General features: G+C 37.9%; 17 protein-coding genes. 16 read left to right on the forward strand and 1 reads right to left on the reverse strand.

From position 1 onward, the window contains the following. Nucleotides 1-39 precede the first annotated feature (39 nt). The 16 genes from SanaruYs_RS12955 (at nucleotide 40) to SanaruYs_RS13025 (ending at nucleotide 19,613) form a co-directional block, all read left to right on the forward strand. A complete protein-coding gene (locus tag SanaruYs_RS12955; RefSeq protein WP_127122981.1) occupies nucleotides 40-1,461 on the forward strand; it encodes a response regulator in 1,422 nt (473 codons plus the stop codon). Then, the gene (locus SanaruYs_RS12960) at nucleotides 1,454-2,107 is read left to right on the forward strand and encodes a response regulator transcription factor (RefSeq protein WP_127122982.1); all 654 of its coding nucleotides are present in this window, start codon (nucleotides 1,454-1,456) and stop codon (nucleotides 2,105-2,107) included. Before SanaruYs_RS12955 ends, SanaruYs_RS12960 begins: the two co-directional genes overlap by 8 nt. 104 nt (nucleotides 2,108-2,211) lie before the next feature. Next, a complete protein-coding gene (locus tag SanaruYs_RS12965) occupies nucleotides 2,212-3,396 on the forward strand; it encodes a PAS domain-containing sensor histidine kinase (RefSeq protein ID WP_127122983.1) in 1,185 nt (394 codons plus the stop codon). 305 nt (nucleotides 3,397-3,701) lie between these two features. Then, nucleotides 3,702-4,226 carry a hypothetical protein gene (locus tag SanaruYs_RS12970; RefSeq protein ID WP_127122984.1) on the forward strand — a complete coding sequence of 175 codons (525 nt, stop codon included), beginning with the start codon at nucleotides 3,702-3,704 and terminating at the stop codon, nucleotides 4,224-4,226. Nucleotides 4,227-4,230: 4 nt separating this feature from the next. After that, nucleotides 4,231-4,395, forward strand: a complete 165-nt coding sequence (locus SanaruYs_RS20115) for a hypothetical protein (RefSeq protein ID WP_160118660.1) — start codon at nucleotides 4,231-4,233, stop codon at nucleotides 4,393-4,395. 34 nt (nucleotides 4,396-4,429) lie between these two features. Then, nucleotides 4,430-7,030, forward strand: a complete 2,601-nt coding sequence (locus tag SanaruYs_RS12975; protein ID WP_127122985.1) for a methyl-accepting chemotaxis protein — start codon at nucleotides 4,430-4,432, stop codon at nucleotides 7,028-7,030. Between the two features lie 76 nt (nucleotides 7,031-7,106). Next, a complete protein-coding gene (locus SanaruYs_RS12980; protein WP_127122986.1) occupies nucleotides 7,107-7,619 on the forward strand; it encodes a chemotaxis protein CheW in 513 nt (170 codons plus the stop codon). Then, nucleotides 7,616-8,053: a chemotaxis protein CheD gene (locus SanaruYs_RS12985; protein WP_127122987.1), complete on the forward strand. Its 438-nt coding sequence runs from the start codon at nucleotides 7,616-7,618 to the stop codon at nucleotides 8,051-8,053. Before SanaruYs_RS12980 ends, SanaruYs_RS12985 begins: the two co-directional genes overlap by 4 nt. Nucleotides 8,054-8,069: 16 nt before the next feature. Next, nucleotides 8,070-8,426 carry a response regulator gene (locus tag SanaruYs_RS12990; RefSeq protein WP_127122988.1) on the forward strand — a complete coding sequence of 119 codons (357 nt, stop codon included), beginning with the start codon at nucleotides 8,070-8,072 and terminating at the stop codon, nucleotides 8,424-8,426. Between the two features lie 10 nt (nucleotides 8,427-8,436). Continuing rightward, a complete protein-coding gene (gene cheB / locus SanaruYs_RS12995; RefSeq protein ID WP_127122989.1) occupies nucleotides 8,437-9,477 on the forward strand; it encodes a chemotaxis-specific protein-glutamate methyltransferase CheB in 1,041 nt (346 codons plus the stop codon). A gap of 12 nt (nucleotides 9,478-9,489) precedes the next feature. Continuing rightward, a complete protein-coding gene (locus SanaruYs_RS13000; protein ID WP_127122990.1) occupies nucleotides 9,490-11,265 on the forward strand; it encodes a chemotaxis protein CheA in 1,776 nt (591 codons plus the stop codon). An 11-nt stretch (nucleotides 11,266-11,276) separates the two neighbouring features. Continuing rightward, the gene (locus SanaruYs_RS13005) at nucleotides 11,277-11,882 is read left to right on the forward strand and encodes a hypothetical protein (RefSeq protein WP_127122991.1); all 606 of its coding nucleotides are present in this window, start codon (nucleotides 11,277-11,279) and stop codon (nucleotides 11,880-11,882) included. Nucleotides 11,883-11,885: 3 nt separating this feature from the next. After that, nucleotides 11,886-14,738: a PAS domain S-box protein gene (locus SanaruYs_RS13010; RefSeq protein ID WP_127122992.1), complete on the forward strand. Its 2,853-nt coding sequence runs from the start codon at nucleotides 11,886-11,888 to the stop codon at nucleotides 14,736-14,738. A 146-nt stretch (nucleotides 14,739-14,884) separates the two neighbouring features. Beyond that, nucleotides 14,885-15,718, forward strand: coding sequence for a CheR family methyltransferase (locus SanaruYs_RS13015; RefSeq protein WP_127122993.1), 834 nt, complete (start codon nucleotides 14,885-14,887; stop codon nucleotides 15,716-15,718). Between the two features lie 190 nt (nucleotides 15,719-15,908). Further along, complete coding sequence (gene pbpC / locus SanaruYs_RS13020) at nucleotides 15,909-18,263, forward strand: penicillin-binding protein 1C (RefSeq protein WP_127122994.1); 2,355 nt, start codon at nucleotides 15,909-15,911, stop codon at nucleotides 18,261-18,263. Nucleotides 18,264-18,368: 105 nt separating this feature from the next. Next, nucleotides 18,369-19,613, forward strand: a complete 1,245-nt coding sequence (locus tag SanaruYs_RS13025) for an OmpA family protein (protein ID WP_127122995.1) — start codon at nucleotides 18,369-18,371, stop codon at nucleotides 19,611-19,613. Here the strand turns inward: SanaruYs_RS13025 and SanaruYs_RS13030 are convergent. Then, nucleotides 19,610-21,121 carry a tetratricopeptide repeat protein gene (locus tag SanaruYs_RS13030; protein ID WP_127122996.1) on the reverse strand — a complete coding sequence of 504 codons (1,512 nt, stop codon included), beginning with the start codon at nucleotides 21,119-21,121 and terminating at the stop codon, nucleotides 19,610-19,612. The genes SanaruYs_RS13025 and SanaruYs_RS13030 overlap by 4 nt on opposite strands. Between the last annotated feature and the right edge of the window lie 4 nt (nucleotides 21,122-21,125).

The raw sequence follows: 21,125 nt of genomic DNA on the forward strand, positions 1-21,125 counted from the left end.
ATATATTTAACTAGCATGCAATTAGTTTAACCCCCAACTATGTCAAAAGCTGGTATTCTTATTGTTGAGGACTCGTTTATTGTAGCATATCACCTTCAAAAGACGTTGGAGAGTGAGGGGTACCATGTTTACGGTATATTGGATTCAGGAGAGCAAGCGCTTATTTTTCTTGAACACACAAAGCCAGATTTAGTATTGATGGATATTATGCTAAATGGTCAGCTTGATGGTATAGAAACTGCAAGTGTTGTAAAAAATAAGTTTAGTCTTCCAGTAATTTATATAACAGCACTTACCGATAAGGATACTATTCAACGTGCAAAAGTTACAGAACCCTACGGTTTTCTTACAAAACCATTTGAAGACAGAGAGATATTCACAGTATTGGAAATGGCTCTGTACAAGCACGATATTGAAATACGTTTACGAAAAAGTGAAGAACAGTATTTTTCGACTGTACGTGCCATGAGTGACGCACTCATAATTGTAAACAGCCAGCTGCAAGTAACGTACCTTAATCCAGCTGCCGAAAAAATTACTACAGTAATACTAGATCAGGCACTAGGACAAAATATCACCGAGGTATTGCCTTTGCAGCATAATGAAACGCACCAGTTTCCTATAAATCCAATTAAATGTGCACTGGAACATGAGGTCAATGCATTGGAAGAAGGCCTTTCCTTAAAATTGAAAAATAAGTTAATACCAATTGGAGATGGTACTATTAGTATTGTTACAGACAAGAAGGGCGAGCAGATTGGATTTGTATTAGTTTTTAAAGATTTGACAGAAAAGTACGAACATGCAAGGTTACTGCGTGAATTTGAAAACACCAGAGTAGCAGCACTAATAGAAGGTCAGGAAAAGGAGAGAAGTCGTATAGCTAAAGATTTGCATGATGGCTTGGGACAAATGCTCAACGCCATTAAAATGAATATTAAGTTGCTTGTTGATAATAAAGATAAGGCTAATGATATTGCTAAATTAATGGATGAGGCAATTCAGGAATCCGTTAGGATTTCTGAAAATCTACTGCCTTCGAAGTTAAAAGATTTTGATTTGGCTACCTGTCTTAAATCGTTGTGTAAGCAAATTCAAGAAACACTAAACGTAAATGTTGGTTTTCAACAAACTGGTAAAGCACCCGAGCTTGAACAAGGGCAAAAAGTTAATTTTTACAGAATTGCACAAGAGGCAATAAATAATGCCATCCGACATGCGCACGCTTCTTCAATCAGTCTTCAATTATCGACCAATCAAGAGAATATTCGATTACTAATTGAAGATAATGGAGCAGGCATGAAACCTGTAAACGATGGTAAGCCACATCATGGTCTTGTAAATATGCGAGAGAGAACTGAAATGATGGGCGGCAAACTAATTATTGAAACAGATACAAAAAGAGGTACACTTATTATTGCTGAAATTCCATTTTCACAAACCGAACAAGCCCATGTCTAATAAGTTTAGTATTTTACTCGCGGACGATCATGCCATGATTCGTGAAGGCGTGAAGAATTTGTTAAAGCAAGCGAAGGATTTCCAGGTTGTGGGCGAAGCTGCAAGTGGAGCTGAAGCTATTGCACAATATGAATTGCTTAAACCAAATTTAATCATATTAGATATTTCACTACCAGACATGAATGGTATGGAAACTGCAAAAAAAATTGTGGAACAAGATGCCGATGCAAATATCCTTATGCTTTCTATGTATGATGATGAAGACTATATCAGTCGATGTATAGAAAGTGGTGTGAAGGGTTATGTAGTAAAAAGTGAAAGTGGGCAAGAACTTGAGTATGCTGTACGCGCAGTGCTGCAAGGCAAAACTTACTTTAGTCATAAAGTACAAGAGGTAATACTCAATAAGTATAAGCAGAACGCAACGCGCAAAAAACTGCCAGAAGAAGTTATTAAACTCACCAACCGGGAAATAGAAATAATTCAGTTAATTGATCAAGGCTTAACAAGTCAGCAGATGGCTGATAAGTTATTTATTAGTCCGCGGACGGTTGAAACGCACAGAGCTAATCTGATGAAGAAGTTTACTGTGAAAAATGCTATAGAACTAGTTAAAAGAGCGCGGCAATTGCAAATTGTTATCTAGGTTAGCATTGATTACCTACGTACTTCTACCCATTAAAATTCCCGAATTCCCTGTATTGGTTGGCCACCTAAAGTATAACAACTTTGTAAGGAAATCGGGAAGATATGTTAGCGTTGAACAGAGATTTGCCAAAAGAGCGAGAAGAGGAAACGGAGCAAAGAAAGCAGGCACTTAGACTTCGCAATCTTTATAGATCCTTTGTTGATAATACCTTTGAGTTAATTTTTAGGTCGTCACTTCAAGACGAAATACAATTCAGTAATAAGCTTTTTGTAGAGACTTTCGGATTCGGTAAGTTCAGAAAAGCAAAAGGTTCTAAAGTGCACGAACTTTTCAATGACTTAGACGATTACAATAAATTGAAAGTCCGTGCTATTCGGGAACAACGTGTACAAGGTGTTGCAGTAAATTTTAAATCTCTTGAAGGTAAGAAGATTGTAGCATTGGTAAACATTCAAATTCAAACCAATGAATTAGGTGAGCCAATGATCAATTGGACTGCATTAGATATTTCTGAAAGGGTTGCTTTTGAACAGAATCTTGAGCTTAAGAATCAACAACTAGCTAAGATTAACCACCAGATGGAGAAATTTCTTTATAGTACATCACATGATTTACGTGCGCCCCTTACTACTATTATGGGCCTCGTTAATCTAATAAGAATGGACTCTAAAGATAATTCACTTGTTGAATATGCAGATAAAATTGAATTAAGTACTCATAAATTGGATAAAATTATCCGAGATATTATCAGCTTCTCAAAAACAACCTATAAGAATATACACAGCGAAAAAATCGATTTTGAATCACTTATTTGGAAAATAGTCAATAACCATTGTGGAGATGATAATTTTGGCAAGATACGGGTTCAGGTATCTGTCGTTGGTAGTAGTTTGTTTTACAGCGATACAGATCGTATTGAAATAATTCTTGATAACCTTATTAGGAACGCTGTACAGTTTGTAGATATTAATAAAGCACATTCCTTTATAAATATAACAACATTGGTCTCAGCAGATACTGTTGTTGTTGAAATTCATGATAATGGAATTGGTATTGCAAGACAATACTTCGAATCGATCTTTAATATGTTTTATAAAGCCACCGTGCATTCCAAAGGTGCTGGATTGGGCTTGTATATAGCTAAGGAAGGAATTGAACAATTGGGCGGTAGTATATCGGTAAATTCTGAAGTCGGCTTTGGAAGTTTGTTCAAGTTATCAATTCCTAATAGTCCAAAAGGAAAACTAATAAATCGAAAGCAGCAGCTTAATCAAGCAGCGATCTAAATTTGGTTTAGCTAACACCATCCAAATTATTGGCTAAAATCTCTATAGCTATTTAGCGGTTTAAGATTCGGTTGAGCGGTCTTCTAAAACCTGAGTTTAATCATATAAATGCGTAGCTCAGTACTGCTAAAGCGTTTAAACACGCATAATAATTCCCTATACTTTTAATGTTCTAAAAAGCCTAGAAATTGTTCTAAGTAGTTCTACTGAATCACTTTCGGTAGTTAACAGGAGATTAAAATACAAGAATACGCGGATTGAGCTGCAATCGCTTTTACCTGACCTTTACTAAAAATAAGACGGGCATGGAAGCGAATATTATAGCAGCAGAAATAGACCTGAATTTGATTCCTCATCAACTTCGGCACAGAACCGATTTTAATGAGACGCAGGTATTGGCCTATTTAAGTGGTCTATCCACTTACTATCATGAAGCATTGATCATTGTACAGCAAAATCATTTGTTGATACTGGTAACGGGTAAATCGCCTCAGTTGTTAGTACAGGCGATGCGCTCATTTGCAGATGACGTAGCAATCGTAAGTCTCCATCGCACCACACAAGCTTCCAGAAATCTGTTTTATAAAATTGTTAAAGGAGAATCGTGGAAAGGTGTTGATTCACTATGCCTGCATCAAGCTATTGATCAAGCTGTAAAGTGCGCATCAATTGCGGATGCTTTGGGTTCTTCTCTAACGCAATTAGTTAAAGAGGGCAAAGAGCTTCACAATTTCGCACACCGCTCTTATACATGGGAAACAAAGCGTATGGCTTTGATAAAGTATCCAACAATAAGCGATTTTGATTTTGAAAAAAGCTGTCTTAATTAATTATATGGCAAAAATAATCCTCTTCAAGAACAATAAAACGCTTTCGAATTTTCGGGGGTATAGTTTGTATTTGTTAGAAATCGTGGCATGGGTGCTGCCCATTATTCTACTGATCTATACCCTTGCCTGGTTTATGGTTATGGTTGGACACAGTTTAGAAATTTTATAAAAAGTAAATGATAAACATTATTAAATAAAGACTTATGAAGCCAAATTATTATCAGGATAAGGAAAACGGAGGTACAGGAGGTGGTGCTTCCACTACAAAATCTGATTCAGCTGCTGATATCAGAAAACGATTAACAGATATTGAAAATTTGCTAAAAGCACAGCATGATGCCTATGATCAGGCGATTGATGGTATTGTAATCTTTGATAAGGACAATGTAATACAATCGATAAACAAATCTGCGGCTACTTTCTTTGGTATTGATAAGCGTAATGTCGTGAACAGTGATTTATCTGCTTTATTTTCAGCTGAGCAGATTTCCCAAATTACTTCACTTCAGCCTGGGCAAGAAGTTGAATTGCAAATTAAAAAAGCGAATGAAGAATTATTATGGTTTTCAGTTTCAGATGCAAAAGCCATAGCAAATGATAAAATACAGCATACTCTATTTATTAAGGACGTAACAGTTCAGAAAAAGTCGGTTCTAGAGTTGGAAGAGCTGCAACGCGAATTGAAAACGCGCATGGATCAAATCAATGTAGCTTGTGTTGTTTCAGAAGCTGATTTAAAAGGAGATATACTTTTTGTTAATGATTTGCTTTGTGAAATTTCTCAATATACCAGAGAGGAGTGTATTGGTCAACCACATAGCATGTTCCGCCATGCTGATATGCCGAAGAGTGTTTTTAAGGAAATGTGGGCAACTATTGGCAAGGGAAAAATTTTTCGTGGTGTAATCAAAAATAGAAAGAAAGACGGAAGTGCTTATTGGGTGGATGCGTTGATCGCACCAGTTTTGGGTCCTAATGGTAAACCCATTAAATATATCGGTGTGCGTTACGTTATTACTGAACAAGTAGTAAAGCAGCAAGAATTGGAAGGTGCCATGGGTGCTATTAATGCTGCAAATGCTTACATAGAGTTTACACCCGATGGTAGTATTTTAAAAGCCAACGATCTATTCTTAAGCACCATGCAATATTCCGCAATGGAAATTGAAGGTAAGCACCATAGAATGTTTTGTGATACCACCTACACTAACACACAAGCTTATCAACAGTTTTGGACGAATCTAAAAAATGGTATTCCACAAATTGGTGAGTTTAAACGTAAAACTAAGAGTGGTTCAGATATCTGGATTCAAGCCAATTATACACCTGTAAAAGATGAGAAGGGCAATGTTATTAAGGTAATAAAGCTCGCTACAGATATCACTGCCCAAAAAATTAAAAATAATGACTACGAAGGACAACTCGCAGCCATTGGTATGTCTAATGCAGTTATTTCTTTTAATATGGATGGCACCATTATCGATGCTAACGATAATTTCCTAAAAACCTTAGGTTATACTTTAAATGAGATAAAGGGTAAGCATCACCGTATGTTTGTTGATGTTGAGTATGGTCGAAGTTCAGAGTATAGAAACTTTTGGGAGACACTTAATAGAGGAGAATTTTTTGTAGGTACTTACACCCGTATTAATAAACAAGGTGAAGAAATTTATATTCAGGCATCTTACAACCCAATTAAAGACGCGGATGGTAAGCCTTACAAAGTTGTAAAATATGCGCTTGATATGACAGAAGTAATCCGTGTTATCAAGGCAATGTCTAAGGGTGATTTGAGTCAGCGCTGCAATACAGCCGTTGATAATGCAGGCTTAACAGCTGAGATTAACAAAACGTTAGATAATTTGAATTCAGTGCTTGGACAAATTAGCCAGGGTTCAGATGTGGTTGCGAAATCTTCTGATCTATTGCAGAAGAAAACAGATGACATGAAGCGTAATACAGCTGAAGTGGCTACCGCAATTTCTCAAATGGCGAAGGGTGCACAAGATCAGGCTTCACGTACTGACGAATCCTCTAAGCTGATAAACCATGTAATGACTTCTTCGAATGACATGGAGAAGAAAGCAAACATGATTAATAAAGCCGCAGAGAAAGGTTTGGAGAGCTCTAACCAAGGCATGCGAACTGTTAAAGTGTTAGTTAATAATATGAATGGCATTAAGGATTCTGCCGGTCAGACTTCTCAATCTATCAGTGTGTTAACTAAGCGAACTGAAGAAATCGGTCGCACTTTAAATGTGATTACTGATATCGCAAGCCAGACTAATTTATTAGCACTTAATGCAGCCATTGAAGCAGCACGTGCAGGTGATGCAGGAAGAGGTTTTGCAGTAGTTGCAGAAGAGATTAGAAAACTAGCGGAGGATTCAAGAAGGTCAGCAGTTGAGATTGAAAAGATTATTGGCGATGTACAAAAGGATACACAAGCGGCAGGTAAAGCCATTGAAGTAATGGAAAGCAGTGTGAAAGAAGGTAATAAGTCAAGTATTGAAGCTGAAGTGATCTTCCAGGAAATTGCTAAAACCAGCGAGGAGACTTTTTCTTCTTCTAAAGAAATTCAAACAGCCACCAGTACACAGAAGGAAGCCATTTCAACGGTTGTGAAAAACATTGAACAAATAGTGGTGGTGTCTGAAGAAACTGCGGCAGGTACCCAACAAGTGGCCAGCTCAAGTCAACAGATGAGTTCTGGTATGCTTGAAATTTCAAAAGCTGGCGATGAATTGTCAGCTGTCGCAGCAGAATTGCAAGCCGGTATTCAGCAGTTTAAACTCAGAAAATAATTAAATGAGGTGTGTAATGTGATAAAGACAATTTATCACATTACACGCACCTCAGGGGAAACTAAATAAGAAATGTATGGCTGAAGCAATCGTTTCAAAACAGAATGAAAACACATCGCAGCGTTCGCTGCAGATTGTAGTGTTCAAGTTAGGTCAGGAAGAATACGGACTTCGTATTGATCAAATCAAAGAAGTAGTGATTACACCAACAATTACCAGAATGCCTCAAACGCCTTCTTATGTTAAAGGGGTAGCTAATATACGCGGAAATGTTATTGCCATTTTTGATTTGGAAGACAGGTTTAATCTTCAGCGAAATGAAGCACAATTGTCAGGTAAGAAGTATACGCTTGTTGTTGAAAGTGAAGATTTTAAAATGGGCCTTCTTGTTAACGAAGTGCCTAATACCATTTCTGTAAACGCTAGTGACTTAGACGAGTCTGTAGGCATTATTGCAGACGCAAATGCCGAAGTAAACTATATCAAAGGAATAATTAAGACTGGTACGCGCCTCATTATTTTGATTGACATTTTTAAAGTTGTTGATCAGGAGTTGACTACGAATTTGAAAAAGGCTACTGCAGCATGAGAGAATTTAAATTGAATATTGACGAGCAGGCTGTAAGCACTTATGAAAATACGGTCTACAATTGTTTGGGTCTTGGATCTTGCATAGGCTTATTTTTGAAAGATCGCACCACTGGTATTTCAGGGGGAGCACACATTTTATTGCCGCAAAGCATACCGCATGTTTTGAATAGTTTGTTGCTACAATTCAAGAATAAGGGAAGCAACTTGTTGAATTTGAGAGCAAAAGTTGCAGGTGGAGCCAACGTAATAGCTACAGGATACGAAGTGGGATTACAAAACACAAATGCTGTTTTAGAGCATTTGGTTCAACAGAAAATATTTATTGCAGCGAAAGACCTGGGCGGTAGCTTAAGCAGATCAGCTCAGTTTCATGCCGGTACAGGAGAAATGACTGTACGTTTTTCACAAACTAAAGAGTTAAAAGTTTATTAATTAAAATTCAGAAACCATGGCTAAGAGTGTTCTTATTGTTGATGATTCTCTATATATGCGCACTTTAATTAAGGATGCGCTCGAGGGAAATGGCTACAGTGTAGTGGGTCAGGCTGCAAATGGTGAAGAAGCTATCGATTTGGCTTTTGAACTTCAACCTGATTTGATAACACTGGATAATATCTTACCCGACATGATTGGTACAGATATTCTAAAGGTATACCAGGACGAAGGATTGAAGTCGAAGGTAGTGATGATTAGTGCTGTCGGGCAGGAGTCAGTTGTGAACGAAGGACTAAGGCTTGGTGCGCGCGCTTATATCGTAAAACCATTTACTAACGAACAATTAGTACAGGCAGTTACTAACGCTTAATACTTCTTCTATGCCTGCCACACGAATTCGTACCCTTATCGTTGATGATTCTGCCCTGATGCGTAAGTTAATAACTGACCTCATCAGTACAGATACGTCAATTGAAATTATTGGTACCGCAAAAGATGGTAAGGTAGGAAGCGACATGGCATTGGAATTGAAACCTGATGTGGTGATAACCGATATGGTGATGCCTGAATTTGATGGCATGTATCTGGTTAAATCTGTTATGGATAAACGACCAATGCCCATTATTGTACTGAGTTCTTTAGATAAGACTAATTCCAGAATCTTTGATGCGCTACAGTATGGTGCTTTCGAGTTTATCGATAAACCTTCTGGTGCAGATGGACGCAATACATTTAATGACCCGCTGATTAAGTTAATCAGAGAAGCCTCGCTTACGGATACAAATCTCCTTAAAGCCAGACAGCTCACTCATAAGAACACACATACCCACACATTTACACAGCAACTTAACTACGATATTGTGGTAATAGGTGCTTCAACAGGAGGGCCGGGTGCTGTTGAATTGATCATTAATAATTTACCACGTAATCTTCAAATTCCTGTAGTAATAGGGCAACACATGCCACCACGTTTTCTTGAAACATTTTCGGAACGACTAAATGAAAATAGTCCGTTGCCGGTAAAGCTTGCAAGAAGAGGAGAAATACTTAAAGCGGGAGTGATCTATGTTGCCAATGGCGAATCCAATACTTGTATTGAGAAAAATATGATTACTGGAGCACCCATGATTACATCAACCAGCAAAAAGTTTGAAGAATTTAATTTTCCTTCTATCGATTGCTTATTTGAATCAGTGGCAGAAACTTATGGAGATAGAAGCATAGGTGTAATCTTAACGGGTATGGGTAAAGATGGTATGGTGGGTCTTTCAAAAATAAAAAGCAAAGGTGGATATACCATTGCTCAGGACGAAGAGTCCTCTGTTGTATACGGAATGCCAAAGGCAGCACATGATTTTGGAGCAGTTAAACAGATTGTTCCACTTACACAAATATCAGGTTTTATTGTAAGCTGTTTGTAAAACGAAGAAGCCATGAACAACAAAGAAGAAGAGTACAAAGAAATTTTTTTGGCGGAAGCCATGGAAAATTTTGAAGAAATTAACAGACTGCTTACAGTGCTTGAAAAAAGTAAGAATGATAAAAATACTGTTCATGCTTTATTCCGTATTACACATACACTAAAAGGAAACGCGGCTGGTATGGGATATACTGGTATTGCTGAGATGGCACATGTATTGGAAGATTTATTTGGCGAAGTAAGGGAAGGGAAAATTGTACTGGATGAATCACTTTACGCGCCATTATTTAAAGCAACTGATGTGCTGGGGGCACTGGTTAATTCAGTGCGCGATGGCAAAGAAGTAAAATATAAAGGAATCAAAACGAAGCTAGAGGTTCTGTTAAAACGAGCACATGAAAATGCTGCGGATAAATCAGAACAAGAACCAACTAAAGTAGCAATATCAAACGATAATCCATTCGCTCCGGACGCCATTGGGGTTGGCGCTCAGCCTTTCGTTGAGGAAGAAGCTGAGAGTCCGGACGAATCGGACACTAAAATTTCATTTTCAGATCTGGTACAAGTGCCAGTGCGTAAATTGGATAATCTGCTGAATCTTGTAGGAGAATTAATTATTGAGAAGGATAGAATATTGGCTTCAAAGGTTAATAGCGGACGTGGTTCAAACGAATATGCAAGATTGAGCAGAATCAGTTCTGATTTACAGTATTCAGTAATGGACGTACGCCTTGTTCAGGTTGGATTTTTGTTTAACAAGTTTCATCGGGTGGTGCGTGATGCGGCCACACTTGAAAAGAAAAATGTAGTACTGAAACTGGAAGGAACGGAAACGGAAATAGACAGAAATGTTCTGCAGGTGATCAGTGATTCTCTAATACACATTGTAAGGAATGCTGTTGGTCATGGTGTTGAAAGTCCTGAAGAAAGAAAAGCTGCAGGCAAGCCAGTAGAGGGAACGGTATGGTTAACAGCAAAGGGTGAAACAGAATCTGTTATCATTGAAATAAAAGATGATGGAAAAGGTCTCAACTATGATCGCATTAAAGCCAAAGCCATTGCTAAAGGATTAGCTACTGCTGAAGATCTTGAGCGAATGACTCAAGATGAATTAAGTCTCTTGATTTTTGAACCTGGCTTTTCTACCATGGACCAGGTGACAGCGATTGCGGGACGTGGTGTTGGCATGGATGTAGTTCGTAAAACATTGGATAGTATCGGTGGTGAAATAAAAGTGAGTAGTGAAGCGGGAGTCGGCACCACAATTCAGTTGACGCTACCATCTTCTATGGCCGTTAAATCCTGTCTCTTGTTTGAGCTAAAAGAAGAAGTGTACGCTATACCACTTGCATATACCGAATCCGTTATTTCCTTGTACCGATCTTCCATTCACAAAGCTGGTGGTGGCTTGGTGGCTTCTCATCTTGGTAAAAACATTGCTATTGTCTTTTTGAAAGATGTATTCGACTATGATCCTATAATGGTTGGCCAAAGCAATAATGCGCTTCAGAAAGCCTATGATAGCGTTCACCCTGAAGAAAAATTGGACATAGTAGTAGTGACCTTTAATAATAGAACTGTTGGCTTTGTAGTAGATAAACTTTTACAACAAAAAGAAATTGTTGAAAAACCATTAATGAAGCCTGTGGATAAGATAAAATTTATAGGAGGCTTTACAATTCTGGGAAGCGGAAATGTTTGCCTGGTCTTGAATGTGCCATTTATACTACACTTTATTTTTAGCCTTTCTTCACAAGGCAGGTCTTCAAAGAACTTTTCACTTAACTAAGAATTACAGTTATGGATGCGAACAGAGAACGTGAGAAATTTATCATTCACATTATGAATCAGGGCTTTCAACGCGCATCTGATGCCTTTTCATCCTTTATTGGTAAGTCGGTAAAAATTACCAACACACAATCTGTTTTGGTGCGTCATGCAAATGATTTTTCATGTATTTCTGATGAGGAAGGTGAGATTATTGTTCTGGTCACAAAACTGATTGGCGATTTATCGGGTAAGTCCTATTTGATACTTAACGCTGACGAAACTGCTGAGATTGTTAAAATTACTTCACAAACTTTTGGTTTTGTAAGTCACCAGTTGAATGATGCATTACTGATGGAGATTGATAATATAATCTCGGCCTCTGTAATTTCCGAATTATCCAACGGTCTACACCTTGAAGTATATGGCGATGTACCGATCTTAAAGCGCATGCATGGCACAGAGCTAGAGGGTTTTATGGAAAAGGAAGTGGAAGGAATTGATCGGTCAAGTATGATTTTATCAAACACAACCTTTCAGTTTAATGTGAGCGAGCGTGTTCATCCACAGTTTTTGTGGAAACTAAGTTCGCGCATCTTTGAAACTGTACCCAACGAAAAAATTCATCATAACGGCTAAAAAATGAAACAGAGAATTCGTGTCGCACTTACCGTTTTAGTGCTTACTTTTTTAAGTACAGGGTTTCTTATCGCATTCACAGAAAATCGTTACCTGATAGCAGCCGGGTTTGTTGTAAATGGTTTATCCTTACTTTGGTTAGTAACAATACTTTATCGTTTTGTGAAGACACTTGTAAAGGAGACTAATTCAATTTTGGCTTTCAAGATAGATGATAATGTAAACTTATCAGTAAATGTTTTTGATAAACTTGCTGAAAATCAACTACTCATTAAACGGAAGTTCGATTTAACAGCGCAGTACATTAAGCAAATAGATTCAACACAGTCTGAGGATGAAATGGATGCGTTGGTAAAAAATGATGCCATTGGTCAAGCCATTTATTCAGTAAAGGGACAGTTGCAACGCTTGAAAGAAGAAGAAGACAAGCGTAATTGGGTAAATCAGGGGATGGCACGTTTCAGTGAGATACTTCGCGATAAATCTGAACTTACAACCTACACACAGCAGATTATTAGTCAATTGGTTAGATACCTTGGCGCGAACCAAGGGGCATTGTTTCTTGAGAAGTCAAACGAGGATGACCGCTACATGGAAATGGTAGCCTGTTATGCATATGACAGGAAGAAATTTTTAGATAGAAGAATAAATGAAGGCGATGGTATTTTGGGACAATGCATGCTTGAGAAAGACTTTGTTTTTATTACTGATGTTCCTGGAGACTATGTTAAGATTACATCAGGATTAGGTGAAGCAACACCACGAAATATTGTAGTAGCACCTCTAATTTTTAATGACAAGTTTTACGGAGCTATTGAGCTGGGATTATTTGATGTAATGCCTTTGCATCATAAAGAGTTCTTAAAACGTGTAGTCGAAAATATTGCTTCAGAGATGGCCTCTCAACAAGGCTACCAACATACGCAACAGCTGTTAAATGAATCAAAGACATTAACCACCGAGCTTCAAACAAGGGAGGAGATGATGAAGCAAAACCTGGAAGAACTTGCTGCAACACAGGAGGAGATGGCGCGCAAGCAAAGTGAACTATCAGGTGTAATGCATGCTATTGATTCTACATTAGCAACAGCTGAGTTTTCTTTGAGTGGGAACTTAATTCGTTCCAATAATTTATTGGCCAGCTTTCTTAAGTGTACACAAGGAGAACTAAATACTAAAGACTACACCATTTTAATGCGTAAGCAGGTTATGGCGTGGGCTCTTATCACTCATGGCAAAATTAAGGCAGGCGATTTTGAAACACTGGATAAAAATGGTGAGTCAGTTTGGCTTAGCATAACTTTTACCACAATGTTGAATGCTCAGCAGGAAGTGGAACGTGTGCTTTGTATGATTCAGGATATTACGAGCAAGAAAAATAAGGAGATTGAATTTGAAAGATTATCGCTTGTTGCTAATAATACAGATAACTCTGTGATTATTACAGACGCCAATGGAATAACAGAATATGTAAATGAAGGTTTTACTAAAATGACAGGTTTTGCTCCGCAAGAAATTATCGGTAAAAAACCAGGTGATTTACTGCAGGGCCCTCTTACCGATCAGGAAACGGTGAATAAACTGCGGACAATGATTGAATCGCAGGAACCCATTTTTGAAGAGATATTGAATTATAATAAGAATGGTGAAACATACTGGGTTTCCTTGGCTATCAATCCGGTTACCAATGAAGCGGGTGAAGTTGAGAAATACATTTCAATTCAGGCGGATATTACTGAGACAAAAATGCGTGCCTTGGATTTTCACCAGAAAATGAAGGCGTTAAGTAAATCCAATGCTATTATGGAAATGGATTTAGCAGGGAATATTATTGAGATTAATGATAACTATGCTCACTTATTAGGATATGAGGTAAATGAACTGCTAGGAAAACCCTATTCAGTAATTACTAAACGTGAACATATTTTTGGTAAACTGCTGGTAGAAATTCGAAACAACGGCTTACAGAGCGGTGAGTACAAACGTTTTGATAAAAGCGGAAACAGTCATTGTATGAAACTAATGGATTATCCAGTAGTGGATTTAAAGGGAGATCTTATTAAGATTATTGAATTTGGTGTAGATGTAAGCAAACAAAAACTACTTGAGAAAGAGGCAGAGCGAAAGCAAGTGGAATTGGGTAGTTATTTGTCAGCCATTAACAATACGATAGCTTCTGCTGAATTTGACCTTGCCGGTAATTTTATTGCTGGTAATGATATCTTCCTTACCGTGATGGGGTATAAACAAGATGAATTAAAAGGTAATAGCTATAAGGATTTAATGATTGATGAGCCAAGCGTTCACATGATGTGGGAAAACTTGAGATTGGGTAAATTCTTTTCAGGCGAATTCAGATTGAAAAATAGAGAACATCAAGAACTTTGGTTAACAGGAACTTTTAATCCAATTCTAGTTCAAAGTGAAGTGCCAGATAAAATCATGATGTTCGCACAATTCACTACGCAGGAAAAGGAAAAGATTAACGATTTATCATCAGTAATCAACTCGCTAAAGGCCACATTACCTATCGTTGAATTTAATGAAAACTTTAGCTGTAAAACAGCCAACGAAAGATTCTTAAAGTTATTCGATTTAACACGCCAACAAATAAGAGGGAAGTCATTTAATGATTTTGTTGATGACTATTATAAAAGTGTGTTCACGACTATGCAAAGCGATATGCTGAATCAGGAACACGCTACGTTATTGATACCTTTTACAATTGGCGACAGAACTGCGACTTTCGAAACTTCCTTAACCGTTATACGAAATCTCGAGGGAAAAATAACTCGCTTTGTATTTATTCTTATTAAAGTAGTGGAAGAGCGTATTCCTGTTATGGCAGTTGTTTAGAAAGTCTGCTAATCTGTATTGATACCACTAGTATCAAAAAGAGCAGGGATTTTAAAAATGAATCATCCGTCAGGCCGCTGAAAGCGAAAGTAAAGAGTGGTCAGACGGATTTTAGGTAAGATGCGGATTAGCAGTTTAAAAAATTTATGGAAACTAATACTACGTCAGTAGATATATCGGATGAAGAAGTAAAGTCACTGGCACAGAGTATACTTACCCGTTATGGAATAGACTTTACTTGCTATGAGCCAAAATCATTACGTAGAAGAATCGTCAGGTTATTAAACCTTTATAACTTTGACTCAGTACACAGCTTGTGGGTTAAGTTACTTCACGACAGCACTTTTATTCAGGTCTTTATGAATGAAGTAAGTGTGGGTATGACCTCCATGTTTCGTGATCCAATTTTCTGGAAACATCTAAAGCAAAGACTTAATGCAGATTTTAAAGATAAACCGTCCTTATCTATATGGCATGCTGGCTGTTCTACAGGAGAAGAAGTTTATTCCATGGCGATTTTGTTGGGTGAAATCGGATTCAGGGATAAGACAAAGGCACTTGCCACAGATATTAATATGCATGCCATACAGGAAGCTAAGAATGGAAAGTATCATAAAATTAAGATGATAGAGAACGAGGCCAATTTTAAGAATTATAACATTTACAGCGATTTTTCTAAATATAGTATTGCGGAAGGTACGGAGGCCACCATGGTAGATAATTTAAAAACTTATGCGCAATATGAATATCACAACTTAATAACAGATCCGGTAAATGAAACCTACGATCTTATATTGTGCAGAAATGTGATGATTTATTTTGACAATCAGGCAAAGGTAAAGTTGCTGGATAAATTCTATGATGCACTTAAACCGGGTGGCTTATTTGTCATCGGTTTTTATGATACCATGCTGTCGTGGATTAACTATACGAAGTTTGAATTGATTGATGAAGAGGCTAAAATCTTTAGAAAATGCTAGTTTCCTGATAGCTTACCTTAAATTCCGTCTGACCGCTGTTTGCTTTAGTGTTCAGCGGTCTGACGGATTATCTCGATTTATCTAATTTAATGTTTTAAAACAGTTAGTATCTAAAATAATTAACAGATAATATTTTGGATGAGTTACAATTATTGGATTAGTCCTCACGGATTATCTTTTACCTTTGTACATGAGCAAAAAGGTAAAGTATACATCCTTATCCATTCTAGGAATACTTTTAATTGCTTACTACTTTTTACTACCGGGTAAGTTATTTAACGATCCTTACTCTACAATTCTACTGGCTAATAAGGGTGAACTCCTATCCGCAAGTATCGCAGCTGATGGTCAATGGCGTTTCCCTGAGACAGATACGCTACCAGCTAATTACATTAAAGCCTTGGTAACCTACGAGGACAAGCGTTTTTTTTCACATCCAGGTTTTGATTGGCGGGCAATAGCAAGGGCTACAAGACAAAACTTGCAATCCGGCCATATAGTAAGTGGGGGTAGTACCATCAGTATGCAGGTCATACGACTTTCAAGGAAGAGCAAGAGCCGTAATGTTCTTGAAAAACTTATTGAAATAGTATTGGCTACGCGACTTGAGTTACGTTACTCAAAAGAAGAGATTCTACATTTGTATGCATCACATGCACCTTTTGGTGGAAATGTAGTAGGTATAGAGGCAGCATGTTGGCGATACTTTGGCAGAAGCTTGCATGATTTATCATGGGGCGAAGCAGCATTACTTGCTGTGTTACCTAATGCACCATCTTTGCTTCATCCCGGTCGCAATCCTGAAGCACTGAAAGTAAAACGCAATCAGTTGTTAGATCGCTTATTAGAACATGGTATAATTGACGAATTCACTTGTCAATTAGGAAAGACTGAACCCATTCCGGATAAGCCACAAGCACTACCACGCATGGCGCGGCATGCACTTCAACATTTAGTAAAGGCCGGTTATGATCAAAGTAAAAATCAAACTGGCATTTCATTCAGTTTACAGAAGCGCGTGGAGCAATTACTGGAAGAGCAACACCGAAATTTAGCCGCCAATAAAATTAACAACGCTGCTGCCATAGTATTGGATACAAAAACAGGAGAGGTGCTTGCATATGCAGGTAATATCTTATCTGATAAGAAAAATAGTTTTCAAAATGAAGTGGATATAATCAATGCACCCAGGAGTACAGGGAGCATATTAAAACCATTTTTATTTGCGGCTATGCTCGATCAGGGCGAAATACTTACTAAAACACTACTGCCTGATATACCTACATTTATCAATGGATTTGCACCCAAAAATTTCTCCAAGCAATATGATGGTGCAGTTCCTGCCGACAAAGCATTAATCCGCTCTCTTAATATCCCGGCAGTACATCTTTTAAAACAATACCGATACGAAAAGTTTCACACGCTTTTGAAAAGTATAGGTATGAGCACATTACAACAAGCTCCCGATCATTATGGATTGTCTCTAATACTTGGCGGGGCCGAAGGTTCATTGTGGGATATAACAGGCATGTATGCTTCTATGGGCAGAGTCTTAAATAATTATTTTGAACATCCAGGTATGGCCAAATACAATCCAAAGGATTGGCATGCACCACGCTTACTTCAATTTGCTGACACTACATTACATCAGGCTCTCGAACAAAACTCGCACATGAGTGCGGCCTCTATCTATCAAACCCTTGAAGTATTAACAGAAGTATATAGACCAGGGGAAGAAACTGGGTGGCGATACTTTAGTAATTCAAAAAAAATTGCCTGGAAAACCGGAACGAGTTATGGTTTTAGAGATGGTTGGGCAATAGGAGTTACGCCTGAATATACAGTTGGTGTTTGGGTGGGCAATGCTGATGGTGAGGGTAGGCCAGGATTAACTGGTACGGATGCTGCCTCTCCATTAATGTTTTCTATATTTTCGCAACTGCCCGCCACGACTTGGTTTAAAAAACCTTCATCAGAGTTTAAAGCTGTAAGTGTATGTGCTTTGAGTGGGCATAGAATTGGTGCCCATTGTGAGCGTGCCGATACACTTTCGGTGCAAGAGAGTGGCCTAAAGTCTGAAGCTTGTCCAAATCATAGACTGGTTCATCTTACACAGGATAAAAAATTCAGGGTAAGTTCGGCATGTGCTGCTGTTTCAACTATGCACACCCAAAGCTGGTTTGTATTGCCTCCTGTACAGGAATATTATTACAAATCCAGAAACATAGCCTATCGCCCTTTGCCAAGGCCAAAACCGGGTTGTCCCGAGTCCATTAATCATATGGATTTAATCTACCCTAAGTCAAATGCCAGAGTTTTTATCCCTCGCGGACTAGATGGTAACTTGGGGCAGGTAATTTTTGAATTAGCTCACAGTCAAACACTTACAACTGTATATTGGCATTTAAACGATCAATATATTGGCGCTACACGAGGTAAACACGAAATGGCACTTAACCCCTTAAAGGGCAAGCACACCATTACCCTGGTTGATGATGAGGGGCATTCGCTCACCAGACAGTTCGAAGTGATCTCAGACATGTAAGTATCTGAATTTTAGAATTTTAGTTGCATCTATTTAATTCTTTACTACATTTGTAATAGAATTTAATCCTGTTGGTTAAAGTTTTGGCTTTAAACTTATAAGCACATGAAACCTTCTCCATTTTTTTGCAGGGCAATGCTGTTTGTTTTTTTGCTCTCCTGCATAGATGTTTCGGCTACTCACAAGGCAATACAACCGCCTGACACCGTTCCACATTATGTCGTAATTGGTGCATTTTCTTTTCAGAAAAATGCAATAAAATTCGTCAGTCATGTAAATAAGGATCTAAAACTGAATGCCAGTTTTGATATTAACCCCAACCGAAAACTTTACTATGTATATTGCTTAAGCACGCTGCAATCGAAAGAGGCAATGAATGAGGCTTTGCGGTTGCGTGGGGAAACTGAGCTACAAGATGCCTGGGTCTACCATGGAGTTTTAGGTAATAACTTTATGTCTTCTTCAGGTAAAGATACTAATCCTGTTGACCAGCAACCAATGAACGTTGTAGCTGTAGAAGAAACGTACAAAGTATCTGAGCCTGTTATTGAATCTGTTGCTGAGAGTGACGTATCTCGCCAGCCGATTACTACTAAAAATGAAATTACCCCAATAGCAATTGTAGAAACTTCTAATGCAACAGGTAAAGCTTTTGTGTTTGAAATGACAAGGTTTGTAGATAGCGTACCTGTTGAAGGAGAGGTAGCCATGATTGATCCTGATAAGGTGAAAAAACTAGGTAGCTATCCTGCAAATAAGGCCATTCGTGTAGTTGAACTAAAGAATAATACTGGAATGGTAACCTTTACAGCTGAAGTGTTTGGCTATCGTAAGGCGCAGAAAGATTTCAGTTATGTAAATCCTGAATCTGATACGACAGGCGTTAAGGTTGATGAAAACGGTATAATTCATGTCCCATTCGAATTGATACGGCTTAAGCAAGGTGACTTTGCTATTCTATATAATGTTTATTTTTTCAGAGATGCAGCCGTTATGCGACCTGAGTCTCGTTTCGAAATAAATAGTTTACTGGAGATGCTAAGAGAGAATCCTAAGTATATCGTTCGTATTCATGGGCACACCAATGGAAATCATGCAGGAAAAATTATCTATAAGGATAAAAGTAGTGAAGATTTCTTTTCATTAAATGGTACTAAAGATGGATACGGTTCGGCAAAAGAATTATCGAAGTCACGTGCTGAAGTTATTCGTGATTATTTGGTTGCCCAGGGCATTTCACCTGAACGAGCCTTAGTGAAAGCATGGGGTGGTAAGAAGTCTATACACGATAAGCATAGTGCAAAGGCTCAAGAAAACGTAAGAGTTGAAATTGAAATTGTAAAGGATTAATTCTGATTTTTTTCAACAATTGCACCTTCCAGGTTTCTGCCAATCTCCCTGATAATTTTGTCAAGGTCTTCACCGCAATCTTTCAAGTATTTAGAAATCAGTTCCCTTTCTTCTATAGAAGCATTGGGCAATAAATTGATCAGTCCAAGTATGCTGGCAACGGGTGATCTTAACTTATGCGCATTAATAAAAGTGTATTCTGCAAGGCGTTGATTTTGCTTCATCACCTGAGTGGTTCTTTCTTCTACGATAGACTCAAGTTTTTTATTCAGCATTTGTAGATCATCGTTTAGCTTCAATAAACTCTCTGACTGAGTTTGTACTTCTTCGGTTTTATCATTCAACTGCTTGTTGACATTAAGAATACGCTGCCGCTGGAAAAACACCATAATCAATAAAATGCTACTCAAGAATAAACCAAGTCCGATAGCGATAATAATAATGCGCTGTGATCGTATCTCAGCATTGCGCAGTGTGGTTTCAGTTCTTAGTTCTTCATTCTCCCTTTCTCTATTTTCTGCTTCATAAATCGTTTGAAGCTTATTAATTTGTTCTGATTTACTACTTCTGTAAAGGCTATCGTTTAACAGATTGTATTGGTATAAATTATTAATAGCCTTTTCGAAATTTTGTTGTGCCGAATCTAGTTTAAATCGGTAGAGGTAATTGCGCGCCTGCAGATCTTTTGCACGAATTTCAATTATTAGTGTTTGTGCCTTAGTCAGATATTCATTAGCTCTTTCGAATTTTTTTAAGCCTTGGTAAGCTAGAGCAAAATCCTGATAGGTTTGAATGAGCGATCGCTTTTCACCTAACTCTGCCCACAGTTTTTCGCTGAGTAAATAGAAACCGATTGCATCTGTATATTTTTTCTTATCGGCTCTGATAATACCGTAGCTCCAATAGCAGTATGCAATTACTCGTTTATCATTGGTAAGTTTTGCCATGTCAAGTGCCCGATTCAAGTAATCGAGTGCCTTATCATAATCCTTTAAACCAATATAAATTTCGCCAATGTTATAGAGTGTAAGTTGCTGACTTTTTAAATCACTCTTTTTTAATTCTAGAGAAAGTAATTGATATTCCAAAGACTTGTCATACTGCCCAAGCTTTTTGTACACTTCACCTATGTTATTATACATTTGGCCAACGCCTACACTGTCGTTAATAGAACTGTATTGACGAGCCGCAGCAAGGTAATAGCTCTGCGCTATTTCATAAACGCCTTCGTACCAATAGGTACTGCCTGTAATAGCAAGGGCACGGGCATATCCTTTTGTGTATTTAAGTGCTTGTGCCTGACGTTGCGTATATGTACTAAGTTGCCTGGCCGACTGACTATTGGTTTTTAGGTTTTCGAAAGCAATTACATTGAGTTGATCAATGAATATTGAGTCGTGAGGAACATTTTCAAACTGCTTGGTGAGATTTTTAGGCAAGTCACTTTGGGCATACAGACTCATGCTGTATATCCAAAGTGCTATTCCTACCCATTTTCTCAGTTTCATTTTA

It is taken from the genome of Chryseotalea sanaruensis, from assembly GCF_003990915.1.
Classification (GTDB): Bacteria; Bacteroidota; Bacteroidia; order Cytophagales; family Cyclobacteriaceae; genus Chryseotalea; species Chryseotalea sanaruensis.